Genomic DNA, 19,933 nt, shown 5'->3' on the forward strand with positions numbered 1-19,933 from the left:
CGCGCAATGTTTTATGGTAGCTTTTCTTAAAGAAAGCCTCTTTTTTAGCCAAAAAGAGGCTTTTTCTATTGGGATGGGTTTTTGATAAACCACGAAGTCAACCCTTGTCGACGATCGTGACGCTATGACTTTACCCATTCCAAATTCTACACCAGAATACGATACCCTTCGGAACGCCGCAGAAACATTCGGCTTCCACAATGAGGCAGCCCTGATTGCCCAGAAGGCCAATGAGCAAGAAGAGCAGTTTTCGCTCCTCATTATCGGCCAGCGCGGCGCCGGCAAATCTACTGTGGTCAACATGTTGCTCGGACGCAACATTGCTACCCCCGACGCGCCCAACAATTGGACCAACATCTTCCTCAGGGCCGAAGATAAACGGGAATATGCCGAGATCCACACCAACCTGGAAAATGAGCCTATCCGCCGAATGCCCATTGCACAGGCGCAGGCACTGGCGCGAAATCAGAAAAATCTTTCGCCCAACCATTCTACACATATCCAACGCATTTACTGGCACCTCAATGCACCGGCCCTGCCAAAGAACATGGCCATCTCTGAAATGCCCGACATCGGACATACTGATGTAGAGCAGTCGCTATGGCATGCAGACGGTGTAATTCTGGTCTTTCGGGCAGATCAGGTTAATGAAGAATCCTCTCTTGAACTGGCGAAGAACTTCAAAAGCCGGCTTACACTGCCCGTAACGTCAATGGGCGTTATTTCGCATATGGAATCCATCCCCAGAAAACGATGGATACAGATTTTGCAGCTTGCGCGGACCACGGTTGGGCAATACCTGGATGTGGTGGTGCCTTGCAGCAAAGACCCGGATGAACTCGATGTGGTACTCGAAGGATCAAACGCCCTGTTACACCGCGAAATCAGGAATCGATTTTTCTCCAGTGCACCGTCATTGAAAAAGCAAAACCAGGTGCTTTTTGCAACTGCTATGCGCGATGCATTGGCTACGCAGTTTGAAAGTTATGTCGACCGCGTGTTAAACAACCGGTGGGTGTATCAGAAATTCAAAATGCAGGTCGACGAAAAACTGCAGCATGTTGCTTCCGAACTGGAAGTCAAGATTCATCGGTTTATTGACGAGCAGAAACACGTCGCCCTGGCGCGTGCAGCTGCCCTTGATGGGTTCAACAAGCAAAAGCGTAAAGCAGCAAGCGATGGCACCTCCCCTTCAGCTACGTTCGGCAAAAGCGTTTACCAGTACATTTTCAACGCAACGCAAGACCTCTTTGCAGGCCTTTCGTTTGACAATGATATTGCAGACGATCTCAAAATCCGGCCAACAATTCCTACACAAAACACACAAACAGACGCAGACCTGCCGGCCATTTCATTCCGGCTCCCCCAGGTACCTGTAAACTATCTTGCGCAGCTTTGCGGAGAGATAGAACGCGACATCCTCCCCATGCCGGCGCAGAAACCGCGTGAAGTTATCGCCTGGGCTGATGGAGGCGAACAGGAAGACCTGTTGGGCCTTGAATTAAAAAAGCAGGGTATTACCACAGAAAGTGAAGCAGCCATTTTCGACCCCAAGGAAGGCCTCAGCAGTGCACCTGTGCAGGCCGACCAGTGGGTAACTGCTAACGAATGGCTACCGGGTATTGCTTTAAAAGCTGAAGAGGAGCTAAACACGTGGCTCAACGCCACCCTCAAACAGCTAAAACAAAACCTGAACCGGTCCGCTGAACAAACTTTCCGCTCAATACATGGCTACCTGCCCAACGAAGTACCCGTTGTGCTTATGCCGCTGGAGCAAACGTACAGCTACCTGAACAACCTCCCGTCCCAAATCCCAACGCCACACCTGCCAGGAGACTCCCTTTCACCTGTGTTATTCCTGTGCAGGATGCAAGAACCAGAGTTCATCGACCTATGGAATCGCCAATTGATTCAGCGTTGTTTCGACTACGTGATCCCTCGCATGGAGCGGCAACTGATCCAGGATATAGAATATGCCCGCGATGAGATGACGGAGCAATGGCAAGGCTCTAAAGAATCCATCCACAAGCGCATTGACATTGTTTGGAAGAAATATGGCCGGCGGCTAGCCATGAAAAGCGCTGTAAAATGGTCTATCCCCTGGGTATCCACGCTAATGCGAGACCGCCTGATGGACCCTGTACAGCACCTGACCCGCACGCGCCTCAATATCCGTGCGCCTTATGAGTATCCCGTTTCTTTCTTCTTGCACAAAAACAACAGCGAATTCCTTCAGCCAATTGACCGGCCGGTTGACAAACCACTGACGCCAGATCAGTATATGGTCGACCTGATTCAGAAGAAAATCCGTAAGTCAGCCAAACACATCTGGCGCAACAAAAAGCCAATCATGATTGCGCTGCCACTCCGCAAAAAAGTGCGCCGGCGAACTACCCAGGCCCTCGGCATTCTCTTTGGCTTTTCGCTGTTATGGATTATGATGTTTGGCACCAGCAACGTCAGCCTGATTGCCTTCTCTGTAATTGCATTGCCCTATGTCGGCGTTACCGGCATGCTAATCAAACGGTTGATCGACCGGATGTATGAGTCGGGCAGTGCCATTCAGACAGAACGGATCTACAAACAAATCCAGCATATGGTGGAAGAACGGCTGGACAACCTGCGCCGGCACATCAACGGTGAGATTAGAAACGATGAGTTGTGGGATGAAGTGATGGCTGACCTGAAAGCACAGGAGACACCAGCGCAAGCTTCGTATCTACCATACCGGGATTTAATCAAGCGCGTCGAAGTGATGCAGGGGCGCCTTACGCCAGCTACTGAAGACGCAAGTTGACGGTTTCTTCGTTTATCGTTGCACGCTTTCTTGTTAGATTGTTTTACACCCGGCATCCGAACCAGGGATGCCGGCAAGTAAAACAGCTCACAAAAGCATCGATAAACCAAAAATGGCAAAACGTTTACGCGTAGGGGTGATTACAGGAGGCGGTGATTGTCCAGGACTCAATGCCGTGATCCGTGCTGTGGCCAAAAGTCTGATTGTGCAGCATAACGCAGAAGTTCTCGGGTTTGAAGATGGGTTTCAAGGGCTCATAGAAGAACGTATTCGCCCGTTGGACTATCAGGATGTAAGCGGCATCCTTACACGAGGCGGCACCATTCTCGGCACAAGCAACAAAGCCAATCCGTTCAGCTATTACCGCCGGGGTGATGCAGATGTATCTTCGCAAGTCACCAAGTTTGTACGCACCCTCGGCCTTGATGGCCTGGTTGTGATTGGCGGGGATGGCACCATGTCGATATCACATCGGCTGCAGCAGTTGGGCATCAACATTGTCGGGGTACCCAAAACCATCGACAACGACCTTGTTGCTACAGAGCGTACCTTTGGATTTGATTCTGCAGTAGCCGTGGCCACGGAGGCAATTGACCGGCTACACACAACAGCGCAGAGCCATCACCGGGTTATGATTGTAGAAACAATGGGCAGATATGCCGGCTGGATTGCCCTGTATGCAGGCGTAGCCGGCGGCGCTGATGTTATCCTTGTGCCCGAATTTGAATACGAGATTGACGAAATTGTCCGTGTCTGTAAGGAGCGGGAAGTTGGTGGGCAGAAATTCACCATCATTGTGGTTGCTGAAGGCAGCAAGCCTGTAGGCGGATCGATGGTGGTACGCGAACTGATTGAAGACAGTCCGGACCCCATTCGCCTTGGCGGCATCGGGAATATGCTGGAAAATCAGCTGGAGGTCCATTTACGAAGCGAAATCAGGACCACCATTCTGGGGCACACGCAGCGAGGCGGTACACCAACACCGTTTGACCGCAATTTAGCCACTGCTTTTGGTGCCTATGCAGCATCTATGGTTGCTGCCGGCGAGTACGGCAGAATGGTCGCACTCCAACAAAACCGCCTGACAACCGTAGCCCTCGAAAACATTGCGGGTAAAGTACGCACCATCCCGCATGACGCAGCCATGTTAATCACGGCAATGGCTGTTGGGACCTCTTTTGGTGTATCTAATCTTGATAGCCGTTTCCTCGGGACAGAAATCTCGACGGCAGTCACTTGAACTAACTGATTCATATTGCGCCGGCGTGTGCAGTAATCCCCGGCCAAACTGCTATAAATCATGCATGTATTCTTGACAGGCGCAACAGGTTTTGTTGGCTCCTATGTGCTCGAAGCACTCATCGAAGCCGGTCACACAGTGCGCTGTCTCATGCGCGACACAACAGCACCGCTCAAAATCTCACATGACGGGATTGAAAAGGTCAAAGGGGATGTCACCAAACCCAAAACCCTCACCGGGCTGTTGCGTGGATGCGATGCGGTGATACACCTTGTAGGTATTATCCAGGAAAACTCGCGTGCCGGCATCACCTTCGAGCGTATGCATTTGGATGCAACCAAAAACGTGGTTGACGAAGCCAAAGCTTCCGAAATTGATTATTTTATCCAGATGAGCGCCAACGGTGCACGCGCATCCGGCGTTTCAGGATACCAAACCACCAAGTGGCAGGCAGAGCAATATGTCCAGAAAGCCAATTTTGGTCACTGGACTATTTTTCGGCCTTCTGTAATTTTTGGCGCCCCAATGCCGGGCCAACCGGAATTCACCTCACAGTTAACCGAAACGCTGGTATTGGCCTTTCCTATCCTGCCTGTGTTTGGAGACGGCGCCTATCAAATGCAGCCGGTAGCTGTGACGGACGTAGCCAATGCTTTTGTGCAAGCATTAACCCTCGAAACAGCCAAAAACCAGATCTATCCTGTTGCCGGCCCCGTGGCTTACGCCTATACAGAAATACTGGATATTCTTGCAGAAGGAGCCGGCATATCACCCAAACCACAGTTAAAACAACCCCTTTGGTTGGTTCGCCCGCTGATCCACACTGTTGGTAAACTTGGTGTACTCCCCATCACACCGGATCAGTTTGAAATGCTGATTGAAGGCAATACGTGTGATCCTACAGCATTCTATCGAGATTTTGAACTGGAGCGCGTACCGTTTACTGCTGCAAATCTGACCTACCTGCAAAAAGGCCGTGCTACGGCGGCATGAACAGGGAATTCAGGAAAATCACAGCTTTTTCCCTCATTAAGCAGCATCTAATTGCGGTGCGCTGAGAACTTCACGCGTGCTTGCGGAGTTTGGGATACATCGTTCTTGGTCACGCCTTCCATCGACGCGGCAACTGACCCACACTTACCAGGAAAAAGACACGACACGTGTTGTGATGGATTTGAATAATCTCGACAAGCAGACGAAGTACAAAGAAAAGAAACACGTCGCCATCGCCGGCAACATCGGCGCTGGGAAAAGCTCATTGACGCAAATAACCAGCGACTACTTCGGCTGGAACTCTTACTATGAGCGCGTAGACGACAACCCGTATCTGGAAGATTTCTACAAAGACATGCGGCGATGGTCGTTTAATTTGCAGATTTTCTTTCTATCGAGCCGTTTCAACCAGCAGCAAGCCATAGAAAATAGTCCGTATTCCGTTGCGCAGGATCGTTCGATTTATGAGGATGCCGAGATCTTTGCACGTAACTTGTACGAAATGGATTTGATGTCTGGCCGGGACTATCAGAATTACACGGAGCTGTTCCAGATCATGGTATCTTTCCTCCGTCCACCCGACCTGCTGGTTTACCTGCGCGCATCTGTACCAACGCTGGTCCGCCATATTCAGTCTCGCGGGCGAGATTTTGAAAACACGATTCGCATTGAGTACCTCGAGCGCCTCAATGTTTTGTATGATGAATGGATTGAACGATATACTGCCGGCCCGAAACTCATCATTGATGTTGATTCATACGACTTTGTAAACAACCCGGACGACCGCAACGACATTGTTGGTCGCATCGAGAGCCGCTTGTTCGGTCTGTTTGCTGACTAAAGTTGCCGGCCCATTCGATCATGCACCAATTGCACATGATTGCTTTGCGCCTCTTTTCTTGCCTTGCTTCGTCATGCGTTGCCTTCCTGGTGGCATGCCTCGTGCTTCTCCTGTGCAGCACCCTTCCCGTGTTTGCACAGGAAGCCGATACGACCATTGCACCACCGCCGCGCGATTCGCTGGCCATGCCACCGGCTGATTCTCTAAATCAGCCCTCGCCACCTCAGCAAACCATTATTTTCAAAACACCGGTTCCATTCCTTGACCTGGATACAGGGATCACTGTTGGTGACTCCCTACCAACCATCAGCGCAGCGCTCGGGCCGGCTGATTTACTGGCTGGCTACGCCGGCTCTTTTTTGTATGATTTTGGTGCCTCCGGATGGCCAGATGGCTGGAGCCCATACGGCATCGCACCCCATGATGTAGCCCTCAGTTACAACGGCATTCCTTTTGACAACAGCGTAACCGGGATAGCAAATTACGAGCTATTACCTTTTGCCTTGTTGCAACCGTTCCGTTTGCAACCCGGTCGCTTTGGCGCACCTCTCACAGTCAATACGCGGTTGCGGAGCCTGAATGAAAGCCGGCCGATCACAGAAATTCGCTACAGGCAGTCGAACAATGGGCTCAAAAGCGTCCTTGTTTTTCATAGCCAGCGCCGCAGCATACCGCTACGCCAGCGCAGCGGTATACTTGGCATTTTGCTAGCCTATGGTGGGCACGGCGCCAATGGCGAATATCCGGGTAGCCGGCTCGAAGGCGCCCGCCAATTACTTACCCGCCTGCGCTACCAGCACCCCTGGGGATCGGTTGAACTGATGAACTTGTCAAATCGCCGCAGGCTGGGTGCCCATGCCGGCGTTGTCGTAAATGAAAACAACTACGAAGCCATTTATGCACGATTTGGGGCAAGCGTCATCAACGCCAGCGCACAGCGACAAAGCCTGCGCAACGATCTGGCACTAACAATAAGAACCAATGTGCTCCCCGATACCACACGGCCATTTACAACGATGGGGTACTGGACCGCTGGCACATTCCGATACGTCGACGGCGATACACTCCAGGCGCGTAGCAGCAGATTTGGCTACCAGCTATCACAGGCCCTGAAAGTTGGCAAAGGAGAGGTCAACGTTACCCTCGAAGGCTGGCGCGAACACCTGCGTAAAAACAGCACGGCCCTGCCCGACTCGCTTGACCCAGCCCGATCTGCGTTGCAATTGACGCTCCACACAACCCTGCCCCTGGGACCAGCACAGCTCGACATATCCCCCACGCTTTATTCAAGCAAAAACGACAGGCTCGACGACACCTTTTTGGGCGGCTCAAGCAGGCTCTCTTTTTCTGGCGGGATGCTCGGCGGCTTCCTTCAGGCAGCGTATACCACCCAGAATGGTTCGTGGATAGAAGAATATGGCTGGGAAGGGAGTATTCAGCCGTTCCGTGCGACAAGCCGCATGGCGCAGCTGCAGGCCGGCATATCGTTCGCCACAGGACCGCTCACCCTAGAAGGCAAAATCTCCACAAACAATACAGAGAATTACACAGACTTCTTTGCACGGTCAGACGCCGACTCCATCGATATCCAACTCTTCTCAACAGACGTTAACTGGGTGAGCCTTTCAGGAGAACTGGGATTGCGAAAACTGGCGCGACGCGGATTCTATCTTACTATAAGCCCAACCCTCTACACCCTGCAAAATGCCAATTCGTCAAGCGCCCACTCTACCCTTGGGGCCAGCTTACCAGAACTGTATCTCCAGGGCCGGCTGGGCATGCGTTATGTGATATTCCGAGGCGATCTCGACCTCGACCTGTATACAAAGGCAAGGCTATGGTCGGACTTTGACAGCAGAACCCTGCACGCAGAAACAGGCGTACTTGTACTCCGTCCCATCGGCAGCCGGCCCGTTGATGCCTCTGTTGCCATGGATGTTGTTATCGAAGCCGGCATCCGAACCGCTACGCTATTCCTCGCTTTCGAAAACGTCCTCAGCAACCCGTCTCTCATCGTAGGTAACCTCCTCGTCCCCGACTACCCCCTCCCTGCCCAACGCTTTCGCTTCGGCGTCTACTGGCCTATACAGGATTGAAAACTGGTTTAAGGTTGGAAGTTTAAGGTTCTTGGAGGTCATCGCTTGAACCAACCTTAAACCAATTTTTCTGCACTGAATTTTCTACAACACGACGCCTACCCAACCCCTATACCCTCATAAAAATCGGCTTCTAATCGATTAGGATTGAAAACGGGTTTAATATTGTAAGTTTAAGGTTCTTGGGGTTCACCGCCTGAACCAACCTTAAACCAGTAACCTTAAACCTCAACCAATTACCCGAGTAACCTTCAACCAATTAACCCGTAAAAAAATGAGTTAATTTCCTGAGACGATGCAAGAACGACATTTACCGGCTATTCGCTATCCCTCTGCATACGAGAAACAGGCGCTGGACGACATTCTGAAATGGCGTACGCCTGAATCTGATTGGTTTACCCGTACCTCCAACAGCCTACAAAGCGGATTGAGTAACCTTACCGAGCACCTCCGCAAGGTGCCAGGTGTCGATTGGACCATTGACAACGTGGTAACCGGACTTGTGACGGTAACCAATGAAATTGCACAAGATCTTGTATGGCGGGACGCTATTTTTGAGGAATTCAGAGATGCCGGCCACCATCATGTCGAAGCTTTCCATCATATCCCCATGTTAGACCTGGCTGCTGTCGACGAGCGCCTCGTCGGGCTGCCCATTAAATACAAAAGCATTGCCGCAGTAGAAGGGGTTGCAACTGGATTAGCGGGCGCTGCTGGCATTTTGACCGATATTCTGGCCCTGATTACGATGAACCTCCGGGCTGCTGGAGAATACGCTACCTATTGTGGCTTTGATATATCCGAAGAACAGGAACGCCTGTTTGCCTTGCAAATTTTGGATGTCGCTGCAAAATCCAAATCAGAACTAGGTCCGGCACTTCAAAAACAACTACACCACGCGCCCAATACCGTTGCACGCCGTAAAACGTTGAGTACCATTAGACAACTCACCGTCAGCGGCACCGTCAAAACCGTTGCCAAATCCCTGGCCCTGAAAGTCACAAAAAGCAAGTTGGCCCAGGTGTTGCCCGTTGCCGGCGCAGTGGTTGCCGGTGGCTACAACAGCCTCTACACACATACTGTATGTGACGTCGCATACCACCTCTATCGCGAGCGTTTTCTCTTCGCCAAATACGGCAAACACAACACCCAGCAGCGCTAAACAGCCCAGCTTACGCGCCTTTGTAACAAACTCGTTTCAAAAAAGAGATTCTTCCACGTGGAACTTGCACATATAATATACATATGTTATCATATGTATACACATCACGCAGATATATACGCTGCTAACTTTCTTCATCACCTTACGCAAGCTGCAATGATTGAACCTCTAGTTTTGACAGAAAAACAGACCGCCCTTACGGATAGTCAATGGGATGCCATCAAAGACCTGTTTGATTGCCGGCGCAAACGCAAACACGCCATCCGGGGCATTATCAATGCGATTCTTTACGTGGTGCATAACGACATCCACTGGCGGATGCTACCCAAAAGCTATGCACCGTGGCAAACAGTTTATTACTATTTCGACAAGTGGAGAAAAACGGGCGTGTGGCAACGCGTGCTCGAAACCTTACCGAATGACATTCGGCAAAAAGCCATGGCATCCTCTTTTGTCTCTCCGTACCCGACAGTAGATCTCAAAATCTACCAGGCTACACCACAGCCTCGTCGCGCAAAGATTCATACAGTGGAAGCCGGCAGCAGCCTTACGCCTGAGCAACGTCAGGCACGCCGCTACGCCTGGGTACTACGCGATTTTATCGGATCTGACGACGATTCACCACACAACCAGGCAGCCTAACCTGCTGGTTTAGATCAATACGTTGCTTAGTTGTTTTGCGTGTAATAGGGATGCGGGTTCTCGCATCCCTATTACTTTCTCCGGCCAGTACCAGGCGACGTGGACGCGTGTTTTACCAGTTTGCAGATGAAGAACCCATCTGTATGGTAACCGGGTAGTATACGGCGTGCATGTTGCACCTGAGGATGAAAATCTTTGCCGGCCCATGTCATACACGGTGCGGCGAGTTGATCAAAATCGAGTACAAAAGGCACCGCTTCAACTACACCATCAAAGCGTTTGAGCAAGGAAGAGACCACCCCTTCGTTCTCTTCAGGTGCAAAAGAACAGGTTGAATACACAACGGTCCCACCAGGCCTTACGGCATGCAGCGCGGAATATAGCAGACGCCGTTGTTTGTGCGCCATTTCCTTGATTTTTCGTGGACTCCAGTAGGCATAGGTTTCAGGATTGCTGGTGTGAAACCGGCCCTCACTAGAACAGGGCGCATCCAGCAAAACACGATCAAAATACTCTGGGCGGTTTTTCCAGACGGCCCGGCCATCTTTCAAAAAGGTACGAACGTGCTCAGCCCCCTGTGCAGCAAGATTATCACGCAGCTTGAAAAACCTTTTCTTTACTACCTCAACGGCAGCAAGCTCACCCGTATTTTGCATCAGACAAGCCATTTGCAGCGTTTTGCTACCTGGCGCAGCGGCAAGGTCGAGCACCCGCTCATCGGGTTGCGGATCCAGTACGAGCGGCGGCACCATACTCGATTGATTCTGCACATAAATTTTTTGCTCCGAAAACAATATAGACCCCAGCAAGGCTTCGCGCTGATCATGCGAAATCCAGAAGCCGTTTTCGAACCATGAAAGCGGTGTAGCATCGAGGCCCGCTGCCTGTAGCATGCCGTGTACCTCTCGCTGCGATCCCCGTAACGTGTTTACGCGAAAACTGGTTGCACGCGGGCTTGAAAGCGCGGCTTCAACGGCGCTGTATTGCGCCGGCGACACAATTGCTTTTAGGCGTTCGATAAATTCGGTGGGTATCATCTGTACATCCCGGTACAAAAGCCAGAGAATTCTAAATAATATGGATCCGCACAGCAAGCTCGCAATAAAAGAACACGTTGGTCCGCGAATACAGCGATGGCACGTGCATTTTGTACCAACGGTCTATATCTTGCGTGGAGAAACGCTGCAAGACGCGAGCTTTCTGGCACATCCAAGCTTTTAAAAGGAATGAGTAACCGACGCGGCGACAACGTCATAACGTGTTCATTTTGCGGCAGGTCCGCCCACGAGGTATCCTCCATGGTTGCCGGGCCGGACGTGTACATTTGTGACCGATGCATTAACGATGCAGCCGGCATTGTCCGCAGTGACATGTCGACCTACCAGGCAGAGCCAACAAACACCAACACCAACAACACGGCACGCCGAAAAACTTCGCTACACGTCCAGTGTTCTCCCCTTGAGATCAAAGCATCCCTCGACGAATATGTAATTGGCCAGGAGCGCGCAAAAAAAGCCCTCTCGATTGCCGTATACAACCACTACAAGCGGATCGATAACGAAAACTTCCTGCCTGACTATGCAGACGTTGAGCTCGAAAAGTCTAACATCCTGCTTGTAGGTCCAACTGGGACGGGCAAAACGCTGCTCGCAAGAACACTTGCACGTACCCTAAACGTTCCGTTTTCGATTTCTGATGCCACAGCCCTGACAGAAGCCGGCTATGTTGGCGAAGATGTAGAGAGCATCCTGGCGCACCTGCTTCACGCAGCCGACTTTAACGTCGAGCGGGCAGAACGCGGCATCATCTATATCGATGAAATCGATAAAATTGCGCGCAAAGCCGACAATGCATCCATCACCCGCGATGTATCCGGGGAAGGGGTGCAACAGGCGTTACTAAAAATACTTGAGGGTACAATTGCCGGTGTCCCGCCCAAAGGTGGACGTAAACATCCCGAGCAAAGCCTCATTAATATCGATACGCGCAACATCCTCTTTATCTGCGGCGGTGCTTTTGATGGCCTTTCTGAGCTCATCTCTCACCGTATGTCAACCAACACCATCGGCTTCCTCACAGAATCGCAGCGGAAATTCGATCGCGACGATCCGGAAATCTTCCAGCATATTGAACCTAATGACCTGCTGAAATTTGGTCTTATCCCGGAAATGGTTGGGCGTATCCCGGTTGTTGCACCGCTCAATGCCCTGTCTGATGAAGCCATGAAAAGCATTCTGCTGAACCCGCGAAATGCATTGCTCAAGCAGTACCAAAAACTGTTTGCAATGGACGGGGTTGATCTTGTGATTGAAGATGATGCACTGGACGCCATTGTTGCCAGGGCACGAAACCTCGGCACCGGTGCGCGCGGCTTACGCTCTGTGATGGAAGACACGATGCTCGACATCATGTTCGACATGCACCATCACCAGGATATTGGTACCTGCCGGATTTCGCATGATACCGTTGTAAAAGGTACGGCCCCAATTTTTGAGAAAAGAAAAGCTTCTGCTTAGGGCGTGTGGACAATCAGCTGGCAAAAGGGGACACATTATGCATTTTACAAGCTAATAGTCCACATGCCCTAATCCCATTTACCCACGCAACGCTGCGCTGCTGCCTATCCGGCCGGCCTTTGGCTCCATCATTGCATTAATGCGTAGAACCCAAACTCGGGCTTACCGCTACGTACGCAAAATAGCCGCCCAGGCACCGCCGTCCCCACAAAAATGACCTTAAAGCAGCCTTTTATACTTCTGATGCTGCTGATCAGCGTTCACTTTGCTGGTCAGTTGCAGGTCTATGCGCAGGACGCGTTGTATCTGGTGAATAACGAGACAACGGTTCGCAAAATCTCGTTTAAGTTTCCCGAAGGCAACAGCACCTTCGAGCCGGCAACCCTTTTGCCACAACTGGTAACCTCTGCACCAACTTTTTGGGACAGGTTCAACGGACTCAACCCTTTTCGCCGCAAACAAGCCTATCCGTTCAATCCTATCGAGCTACAAAAAGATGTTGTGCGGCTACGGCAGTATTACCAAAGAAACGGATTCCCTTTTCCGCGTGTGGCTTACTCAGCATCACAATATGACGCTGAAGAAAACCAAATCCATGTCATATTTGCTGTATGGGAAGGAGAACCGCAGTACCTGGAAACCATTGATGTGCTTGCGACAGACAGCGCCAGTATCATCACCCAAATACCCGAATCCCTGCAGTCCAACTGGCGAAAGTTTAGCCGATCACTCTCCTCGAATACAGGCAAAAGGTTTACCCAGGTCGAACAGATTCGGATACAGGACCTGATCTTGAAGTGGTTTCAAAATCATGGCTATGCTTTTGCCCGCGTAGAAGCGCAGTCGCAGGCCACAGGCGAACGGCAAGACATTCAACTCACCTACCTTGTTGATGCCGGCCCGATGGGATTTTTCTCATCCATTGAGGTACAGGGCAATGAAACCGTTTCGAACCAGGTATTGCTCAGGGAGCTTCCCTTTGAAATTGGCGAACGCTACTCCGTCACAAAACTAAGAGAAGGGCAGCAACAACTATTCGGACTCAACCTGTTCCGCGTTGCCCTTGCCGATGTACCAGAGCAACCAGAAGACAGCACGGTACAGGTAAGGCTCAGGGTAAATGAAGCCAACAGGCGCTACCTCTCTGCCGAAACAGGATACTCACGGCAGGAAGGCCTCGGGCTCGAAGGTGAATGGACCCACAGAAATTTCCTCGGCAGCGCACGCAACTTATCAATCAACCTGCGGGCCAATACAGGCCTTTTGGGGAATACGACCTCTTTTACCGCAAACAATGTTGTAGGCAAACTGCCGGCGCGGCTTTTCCGGACCTCCGTAGCACTCCGTCAACCTTATCTGTTTACAACGCGCCTTTCAGGTATTTTTGCGCCGTTCATCGAATTCCAGAACGACCCACAACTGGCTGCAAGCAACGAATTCCTCGACATCAACCGACGAGAACTGGGGCTCAATGCTACACTGATCTACGAAGTCCTCCCTTTTCGCCCTATCAGTATTCAGTATACCCTCAGCCAGTCGCTGAGCCGGTTGGATCTGTCTAGCCTCAGTACGCTCTCTCGCGACATCTATAGCAAAAGCGTGCTTGCAGTAAGTGCAACGTTTGGCAAGACCGACAATTACCTCAATCCGCGCCGGGGCTTTCTGTTCAAACCCGTCATTGAAACAGCCGGACGGCTATTTTCCTCAGGTGTTCAGTATAATAAAGTAGGATTTGAGACCACAGGATATATCCCGATCAACCGCAAACTCATGCTTAGTGGCCGGCTCTTCGGCGGTAAACTCTGGACCTTTGGCAATAGCCGCGAGGCACTTTCAGATCGTATTTGTATCGAAGATGCTGCGTTATCCGGTGCGGTGGCTGATCGGTGCCTGCTCTATGAAAACAGGTTTGATCCCATATTCTTTTACGCTGGCGGCAGCAACGATGTACGCGGCTGGGACTTCCAGTTGCTTGGGCCCAAAATTGCCCGTGCAGATACCAGCGTTGTCAACGGCGTCGTGCAAACAGATGCCAACGGCAACCCGGAATTCAACAACTTCTTTTATGAACGCACCGGTGGCACCTCCAAACTCATCGGCAACCTGGAGGCCCGTATGCGTATTCCCGGCTTCGGGCCAGCGTGGCAGGGCGCTACCTTTTTTGATTTCGGACAGGTCAGTAACGGCGCCATCCGATTCAGTGACTTCCGCTACAACGTGGGAGCCGGCTTGCGGTATCAGACCGTTGTGGGTTTCATTCGGGTGGACCTCGCCTATAAGCTCAACCCCACTACAGCCGACCTTACAAATCCGGAGGATGCGTTCCTCTTTGAGAACGGGTTCAGCACTACGCCACCCGAAGAAAAGTTTTTACGCCGATTTGGGCTTCACATCAGCATAGGACAGGCTTTCTGATTTTAGACTGTGAAACCGCAACTCTATAAATATCTCGTGCGCCCAACCCTCGGCCTCCTGGGGGTTTGCCTGCTCTTGCTCTTTTTGCTGCATACCAGTTGGGGGTTAACGCTGGTTGGCAAAACGGTATTGAGGCAACTGGATATCTTCCCCGGTGCGACGCTCACCATCGACAAAATCTCCGGCAGTCCGTTTGGCAGTCTCAGCATTGAATCCATTGAACTGACAGCTGAGAACGACTCACTACTGGCAGATATTGAGCACGTTGACCTGGAATACAGCCTGCGCCAAATACTCCGCGGCACATACGTCTTTGAGAAACTGGCCATCACCTCACCGCAGATCCGGATGACACAGATCGAAGATGCATCATGGGATTTGATGAACGTTCTTCCGGAAAGCGACACCACAGCAGCAACACCTTATGTGCAATTCGACCACCTCTCGATAACCAGGGGCACAGTTGCAGCACATACGTATACCGCCGGCACCGATTCAACTTACTACATCCGGGACCTCAAGCTCTTGCTTGCGCCACTCACGTTGGATGAGGGCCTCACAATGTCGCTCGAACACCTGGCCGGCGAAATTTGGGTACCAGACACACACGAGCCGGTGGATTTGTGGCTTGCTGCACAATATGACGGCGCGGCCTTAGCGCTCGACAGTCTGCAACTAAGTTCTTCGCGAAGCAACGTAGTAGGCGAGGGTACGCTTTATCTAACGACGGCGGACTCGTTACTTTACCAGAATACGCTGTCCCTTTCTGCAGATCCGCTTTCTTTTGATGACATTCGCCTTTTTGCACCCTCGCTACAACCTGGTGCAGAGGTTGAGATGACAATCGCTGTTGATGGCAGATCAGTTGCCGGCGCAGGCAACCAGTTGATCGCTGATGCCGACGTAAGCTTCTCCGACGGCGCGAATATTCAGCTGGCCGGCACGTGGCAGAAACAGGAAAGCGGTATTGGTAACATCGCACTTACAAGTAACATCCGCGGCCTCAATCCTAAAATCCTGACGACGAATCCGAATCTGGCTGCCGATCTAAACGCAGACCTCAAGGCGTTATTGTCAGGCGAAACGTTCAAAACCATTGATGGCACCGGCAACCTGACGCTGGTTGAGTCGACTATACAGACCTATTCACTCGACAGCACGGCCGTCAATCTGACGTTTGACAACGGGGTAGCTACCCTTGATGTCGTTACGGGATTAGAGACATCTTCCTTAAAAATTGCCGGCACCCTCGCCCCATTCAGCACGCAACCCGCATACAACTTAACCGGTGATGTCGCACAATTAGACCTCAGTCCATTTCTCCCTGAACAGACCATGGACACCAACCTCAATGGGGCGATAAAACTTGAAGGCAACGGCTTTTCTTTGGCAGATGCCGCGACAAGCCTCACACTTGAGCTGGCACCATCGCGGATTAACGATTACCAGGTATCCAACGGCACCCTCAACGCCGATTTATCTGATCAGCAGCTAACACTCGGACTGCAACTGTACGGCCCGGCAAGTCAGGTTTCATCTGAAGGCATTGCCCAATTGGGAAGCGAAATCGAGGTAGATACGCTACGTCTTTCCCTTGATAATTTTGATTTGATGGCTGTACTTGGAGACACTACGTCATCTGCAATTACAGCAACAGCAGCGCTAGCTGGTACAGTCGCTAAAGATGGAGGCATTGATGTAATTCTTCGATCAACCTTTACCGAAATCGCCTACAACTCAATTTCAGTTACCAATACAGCGCTAAACGCCACCTGGGCCAAAGATCAGATTAGCGTGGTGGGTGATGGAAATCTGGGGCCAGGGTCGTTTAATATCGCCGGCCAGGTACAACTGGGAGAGGATAACCTGTCTTATGAAATTACAGAAGGGCAATTCAGCAACCTCGACATTGGGCAATTTGCACCGCAATCTGCACAGACATCTGCATTAAACGGTTCTTTCTTTTTGGTTGGCAATGGCACTGCGCCTGCTGTGCGCACAGTTTCCGGGCAGGTAGAATTGCAAGCGTCGCGTTTAAACAGACAGGAAATCAACGACGCCAGTGTATGGATTGCCATGCATGCAGACACACTTGATATTGACCTTGCCCTCAACCTGCCAGAAGGCAAATCTTCATTGGGTGGTCGGATCTCTTCCCTACAATCTTCGCCGACATATCAGATTTCGCGCGGCGAAATGCAAGGCATCAACGTCGGAGCGTTGGCCGGCATCGATTCCCTCTCAACAGACCTCAACGGCGCGCTGTTGCTATCGGGCCAGGGCACAAAACTGGCAGACATGACAGCCCGCGTCGACCTGGTCTTGACGCCTTCACAAATCAACAACTTTAGCTTTAGCGAGAGCAGATCCACCCTCAGTCTTTTCAAAAACGAAGCGGCTGTGTCATCATCATTTGTGTTTGAAGAGGGCTTGTTTGACGTTAAAGGCGCATTACAGCAAGTTGCAGAAGCACCCGCATTCACGTTCACTGGTAAAACAACGGCCTTCGATCTCGCCGGCCTAATCGGAGCAGACTCGGTTGCCTCGGGCCTCAATCTGCATATGGAGGGAAGCGGACAGTTTGACAATGCGGATAGCATTTCAGTAAAGCACCTTTCCCTGAACAGCAAAATTACAGCCACAGAGAGCCACTATGGCGAGGTCAACATCGATACCCTTGCGCTGGACCTCTCGCTTGATGATGGCCGGCTAATGGTTGACACCTTGCTGGCCGTTTCCAATGTAGCGTTGGCAAATGGCAGCGGCCCTATTGTCCTGGATAACAACGGCAATCTACCACCCGATGCGCGTGCTTCAGCGTTCAACATGGTGACAACCTTACAGGATCTCGCTCCGCTTGCCCCGTTGATTGGGGCATCACTCATCTCGGCACAAGAAGGCACATTGCGCACACGGATTTTTGGCGAAGCAGACAACCTGCGCATGGACACCCGCATCGATGGGAATGGGTTTGTATTCAACACTTTTCATCTTGGAGAGCTCGATGCACGCGTCACCAGCGAGTTTGACGCAGCGCAGTCCCTTTCATACACCGATGTAACGGGGCAAATCACAGCCGTTTCTATTCCGGGGTTTGTCTTTGAGGAAATCAACCTGGAAGCAACGTACGATACAACGGCAATCCGTTTTGCAACCAATGGCCGGCTCGATAAAGACCGGCGCGTCGAGGTTTCGGGGCGCTTGATGCAAAATAAAGAAGGTCAGGAAGTTCAACTGGACCTCATCAACCTTAATCTTGATGAAGACCAGTGGTCGCTGAATGAGTCTGCGCGCATCACGCTTGGCCCCTATTATGCCGTTGAGAACTTCCTGATGCAAAGCGGCGACCAGCATATCGAACTGGATGGCGTGATCGATCTGGAAGGGGAGCAGGACCTGCGGCTGGATATCAAAAATTTCGGCGTAGGCACTGTGGCCGACCTGCTCGGCTTCACCGGACTGGATGGACCGGTCACCAGCCAGCTTGACCTCAAGGGGCCTGCTGCGGCACCTATACTCGAGGGTACGCTCAACATGGCGCTGGTTGCGTTTGATCAACCCGCCGGCGACCTGTCGATTGAAGTTGACTATGACAGCTTGCAGTTAAACCTGGACGCCTCGTTAACGCAGACAGGCAAACAGGTGGGCAGCGTAAACGGGGTGCTTCCTGTCGACCTGTCGCTGACAACGCCGGAAGCATCCACAACGGGCGCCGGCATTTCCCAGAACGTCGCGATGGAAGGAGGCGTCGATTTTGCGATTGCAGCTGATTCAATGGCCATAGACTGGCTTTTGCCTTTCATTGACCCAACCTTGCTCAACCGGCTCGAAGGCTCCCTGACGGCTGACATCAAGATTGAGGGTACTGCACAGGACCCGACCCTGGAAGGCGCTGGCCGGCTCGTCAATGGAAAAATCAGATCACCAATCCTGGGTGTCACCTACGAAGACTTTTCGTCAGATATTGCCCTGAATGACAACATCATCCAGCTTACAAACGCTTCCATGCGATCCGGGGAGGGCTTTGTATCGGGCAACGGCTCAATTGAGTTGAGTGATCTCACCAGCGCCATCCTTAACATAGATGTGACGGCATCAGATTTTCTGGCCATTGATACGCGGGAATACCGGGCGACAGCTTCAGGTGCAATGGACCTGACAGGTACACTCCAGGCGCCGGTACTCAATGGAGATGTAACAGTACTCAGCGCAGACCTATTTCTCAATGAATCCACGTCTTCCGAACTGGCTGATCTCAACGTGCAGCTCACCAAAGAAGATTTGCTGATGCTCGAACGGAATTTTGGTATTCGGGCGAGTGCCGCAGATACAACAACGTTTGACTTCCTTGATGCACTGGAAATGGACGTGGAAATTCTGTTTGGCCGGGATGTATGGATACGCTCCAACAAAAATCCTGAGATGAATATCCAGTTCTCCGGAGAGCTCGACGTAAGCAAAGTGCCTTATGAAGAATACAGCGCGTTTGGCAATATTGAAATCATTCCTGATCGTAGCTACATCAACCAGTTCGGCAAACGCTTTGAAATAACGCTGGGCAACCTGACGTTCAACGGGCCAGCTACTGATCCACAACTCGATTTTGAAGCGCGATACGAAGTCCCTGCCCGGCGAAGCAATGAGAATGCAGTAACCATCTATCTGGATGCTGACGGCAAAGTAGAAGACCTGAACCTTACGCTGCGAGCAGAGCCGACGATGGAGTTAACAGACATCCTGTCGTATATCGCAACCGGCCAGCCAGCCAGTGAAGCGCTTCAACTCGGCGGTATCAACTCACAATCGCTTGCGTCAACCGGTGCCGGCTTTGCACTCAACCAGGGCGTTGGCCTGTTAACGGGCGCCATTGAGTCCCTGCTCCAGGATTCAGGCCTTGAACTGGATGTGATCCAGATTGAACCGCAGGACAATGCGCGTGGCGCAACCATTACAGCCGGCAAATACGTCACCCCGCGCATATTCACAGCCGTAAGCCAGCCTATTGGCGCAGCGGATAGCGACGGTACGTCAACCCGGGAAGAAGGCACCGTAATCACCCTTGAATTGGAATTAATTGATTCACTACTCCTCCGGCTCCTGGGCGGTGAATCTGTCCTGCAAATTAACCTCCTGTGGCACCATTCATATTAAGAATGTAACAAGCCTTTAAAGGGGGTATGATTTTCGATCCGTGATGGGAAAGCTCTCATCAACCCATTCAACTCCTCGTT

General features: G+C 51.5%; 12 protein-coding genes. 11 read left to right on the plus strand and 1 reads right to left on the minus strand.

The genetic code is table 11. The features are described from left to right. The first annotated feature begins 124 nt into the window (after positions 1-124). From AAF564_06015 to AAF564_06045, 7 genes are all read left to right on the plus strand, one after another. On the plus strand, positions 125-2,797 hold the full coding sequence (locus tag AAF564_06015) for a hypothetical protein (GenBank protein ID MEM8485083.1): 2,673 nt from the start codon (positions 125-127) through the stop codon (positions 2,795-2,797). Positions 2,798-2,909: 112 nt separating this feature from the next. Continuing rightward, positions 2,910-4,037: an ATP-dependent 6-phosphofructokinase gene (locus AAF564_06020; GenBank protein ID MEM8485084.1), complete on the plus strand. Its 1,128-nt coding sequence runs from the start codon at positions 2,910-2,912 to the stop codon at positions 4,035-4,037. 60 nt (positions 4,038-4,097) lie between these two features. Further along, positions 4,098-5,030 (plus strand): NAD-dependent epimerase/dehydratase family protein, encoded by a 933-nt coding sequence (locus tag AAF564_06025; GenBank protein ID MEM8485085.1) that lies wholly within the window; start codon positions 4,098-4,100, stop codon positions 5,028-5,030. Positions 5,031-5,205: 175 nt separating this feature from the next. After that, positions 5,206-5,871: a deoxynucleoside kinase gene (locus tag AAF564_06030; protein MEM8485086.1), complete on the plus strand. Its 666-nt coding sequence runs from the start codon at positions 5,206-5,208 to the stop codon at positions 5,869-5,871. A 35-nt stretch (positions 5,872-5,906) separates the two neighbouring features. Next, complete coding sequence (locus AAF564_06035; GenBank protein ID MEM8485087.1) at positions 5,907-7,967, plus strand: hypothetical protein; 2,061 nt, start codon at positions 5,907-5,909, stop codon at positions 7,965-7,967. Positions 7,968-8,262: 295 nt separating this feature from the next. Then, positions 8,263-9,129 (plus strand): EcsC family protein, encoded by an 867-nt coding sequence (locus tag AAF564_06040; GenBank protein MEM8485088.1) that lies wholly within the window; start codon positions 8,263-8,265, stop codon positions 9,127-9,129. A 156-nt stretch (positions 9,130-9,285) separates the two neighbouring features. Further along, positions 9,286-9,771 carry a transposase gene (locus AAF564_06045; protein ID MEM8485089.1) on the plus strand — a complete coding sequence of 162 codons (486 nt, stop codon included), beginning with the start codon at positions 9,286-9,288 and terminating at the stop codon, positions 9,769-9,771. 71 nt (positions 9,772-9,842) lie between these two features. Here AAF564_06045 and AAF564_06050 read toward each other — a convergent pair whose 3' ends face one another. Next, the gene (locus AAF564_06050; protein ID MEM8485090.1) at positions 9,843-10,808 is read right to left on the minus strand and encodes an RsmB/NOP family class I SAM-dependent RNA methyltransferase; all 966 of its coding nucleotides are present in this window, start codon (positions 10,806-10,808) and stop codon (positions 9,843-9,845) included. Between the two features lie 40 nt (positions 10,809-10,848). Between AAF564_06050 and AAF564_06055 the strand changes: the two genes are divergently transcribed. The 4 genes from AAF564_06055 (at position 10,849) to AAF564_06070 (ending at position 19,853) form a co-directional block, all read left to right on the plus strand. Next, on the plus strand, positions 10,849-10,992 hold the full coding sequence (locus AAF564_06055; GenBank protein MEM8485091.1) for a hypothetical protein: 144 nt from the start codon (positions 10,849-10,851) through the stop codon (positions 10,990-10,992). Between the two features lie 5 nt (positions 10,993-10,997). Then, positions 10,998-12,287, plus strand: a complete 1,290-nt coding sequence (gene clpX, locus AAF564_06060; GenBank protein MEM8485092.1) for an ATP-dependent Clp protease ATP-binding subunit ClpX — start codon at positions 10,998-11,000, stop codon at positions 12,285-12,287. Between the two features lie 213 nt (positions 12,288-12,500). Beyond that, the gene (locus tag AAF564_06065; GenBank protein ID MEM8485093.1) at positions 12,501-14,702 is read left to right on the plus strand and encodes a BamA/TamA family outer membrane protein; all 2,202 of its coding nucleotides are present in this window, start codon (positions 12,501-12,503) and stop codon (positions 14,700-14,702) included. Between the two features lie 9 nt (positions 14,703-14,711). Next, complete coding sequence (locus tag AAF564_06070; protein MEM8485094.1) at positions 14,712-19,853, plus strand: translocation/assembly module TamB domain-containing protein; 5,142 nt, start codon at positions 14,712-14,714, stop codon at positions 19,851-19,853. The last annotated feature ends 80 nt before the right edge of the window (positions 19,854-19,933 follow it).

This window comes from Bacteroidota bacterium (assembly GCA_039111535.1).
Classification (GTDB): Bacteria; Bacteroidota; Rhodothermia; order Rhodothermales; family JAHQVL01; genus JBCCIM01.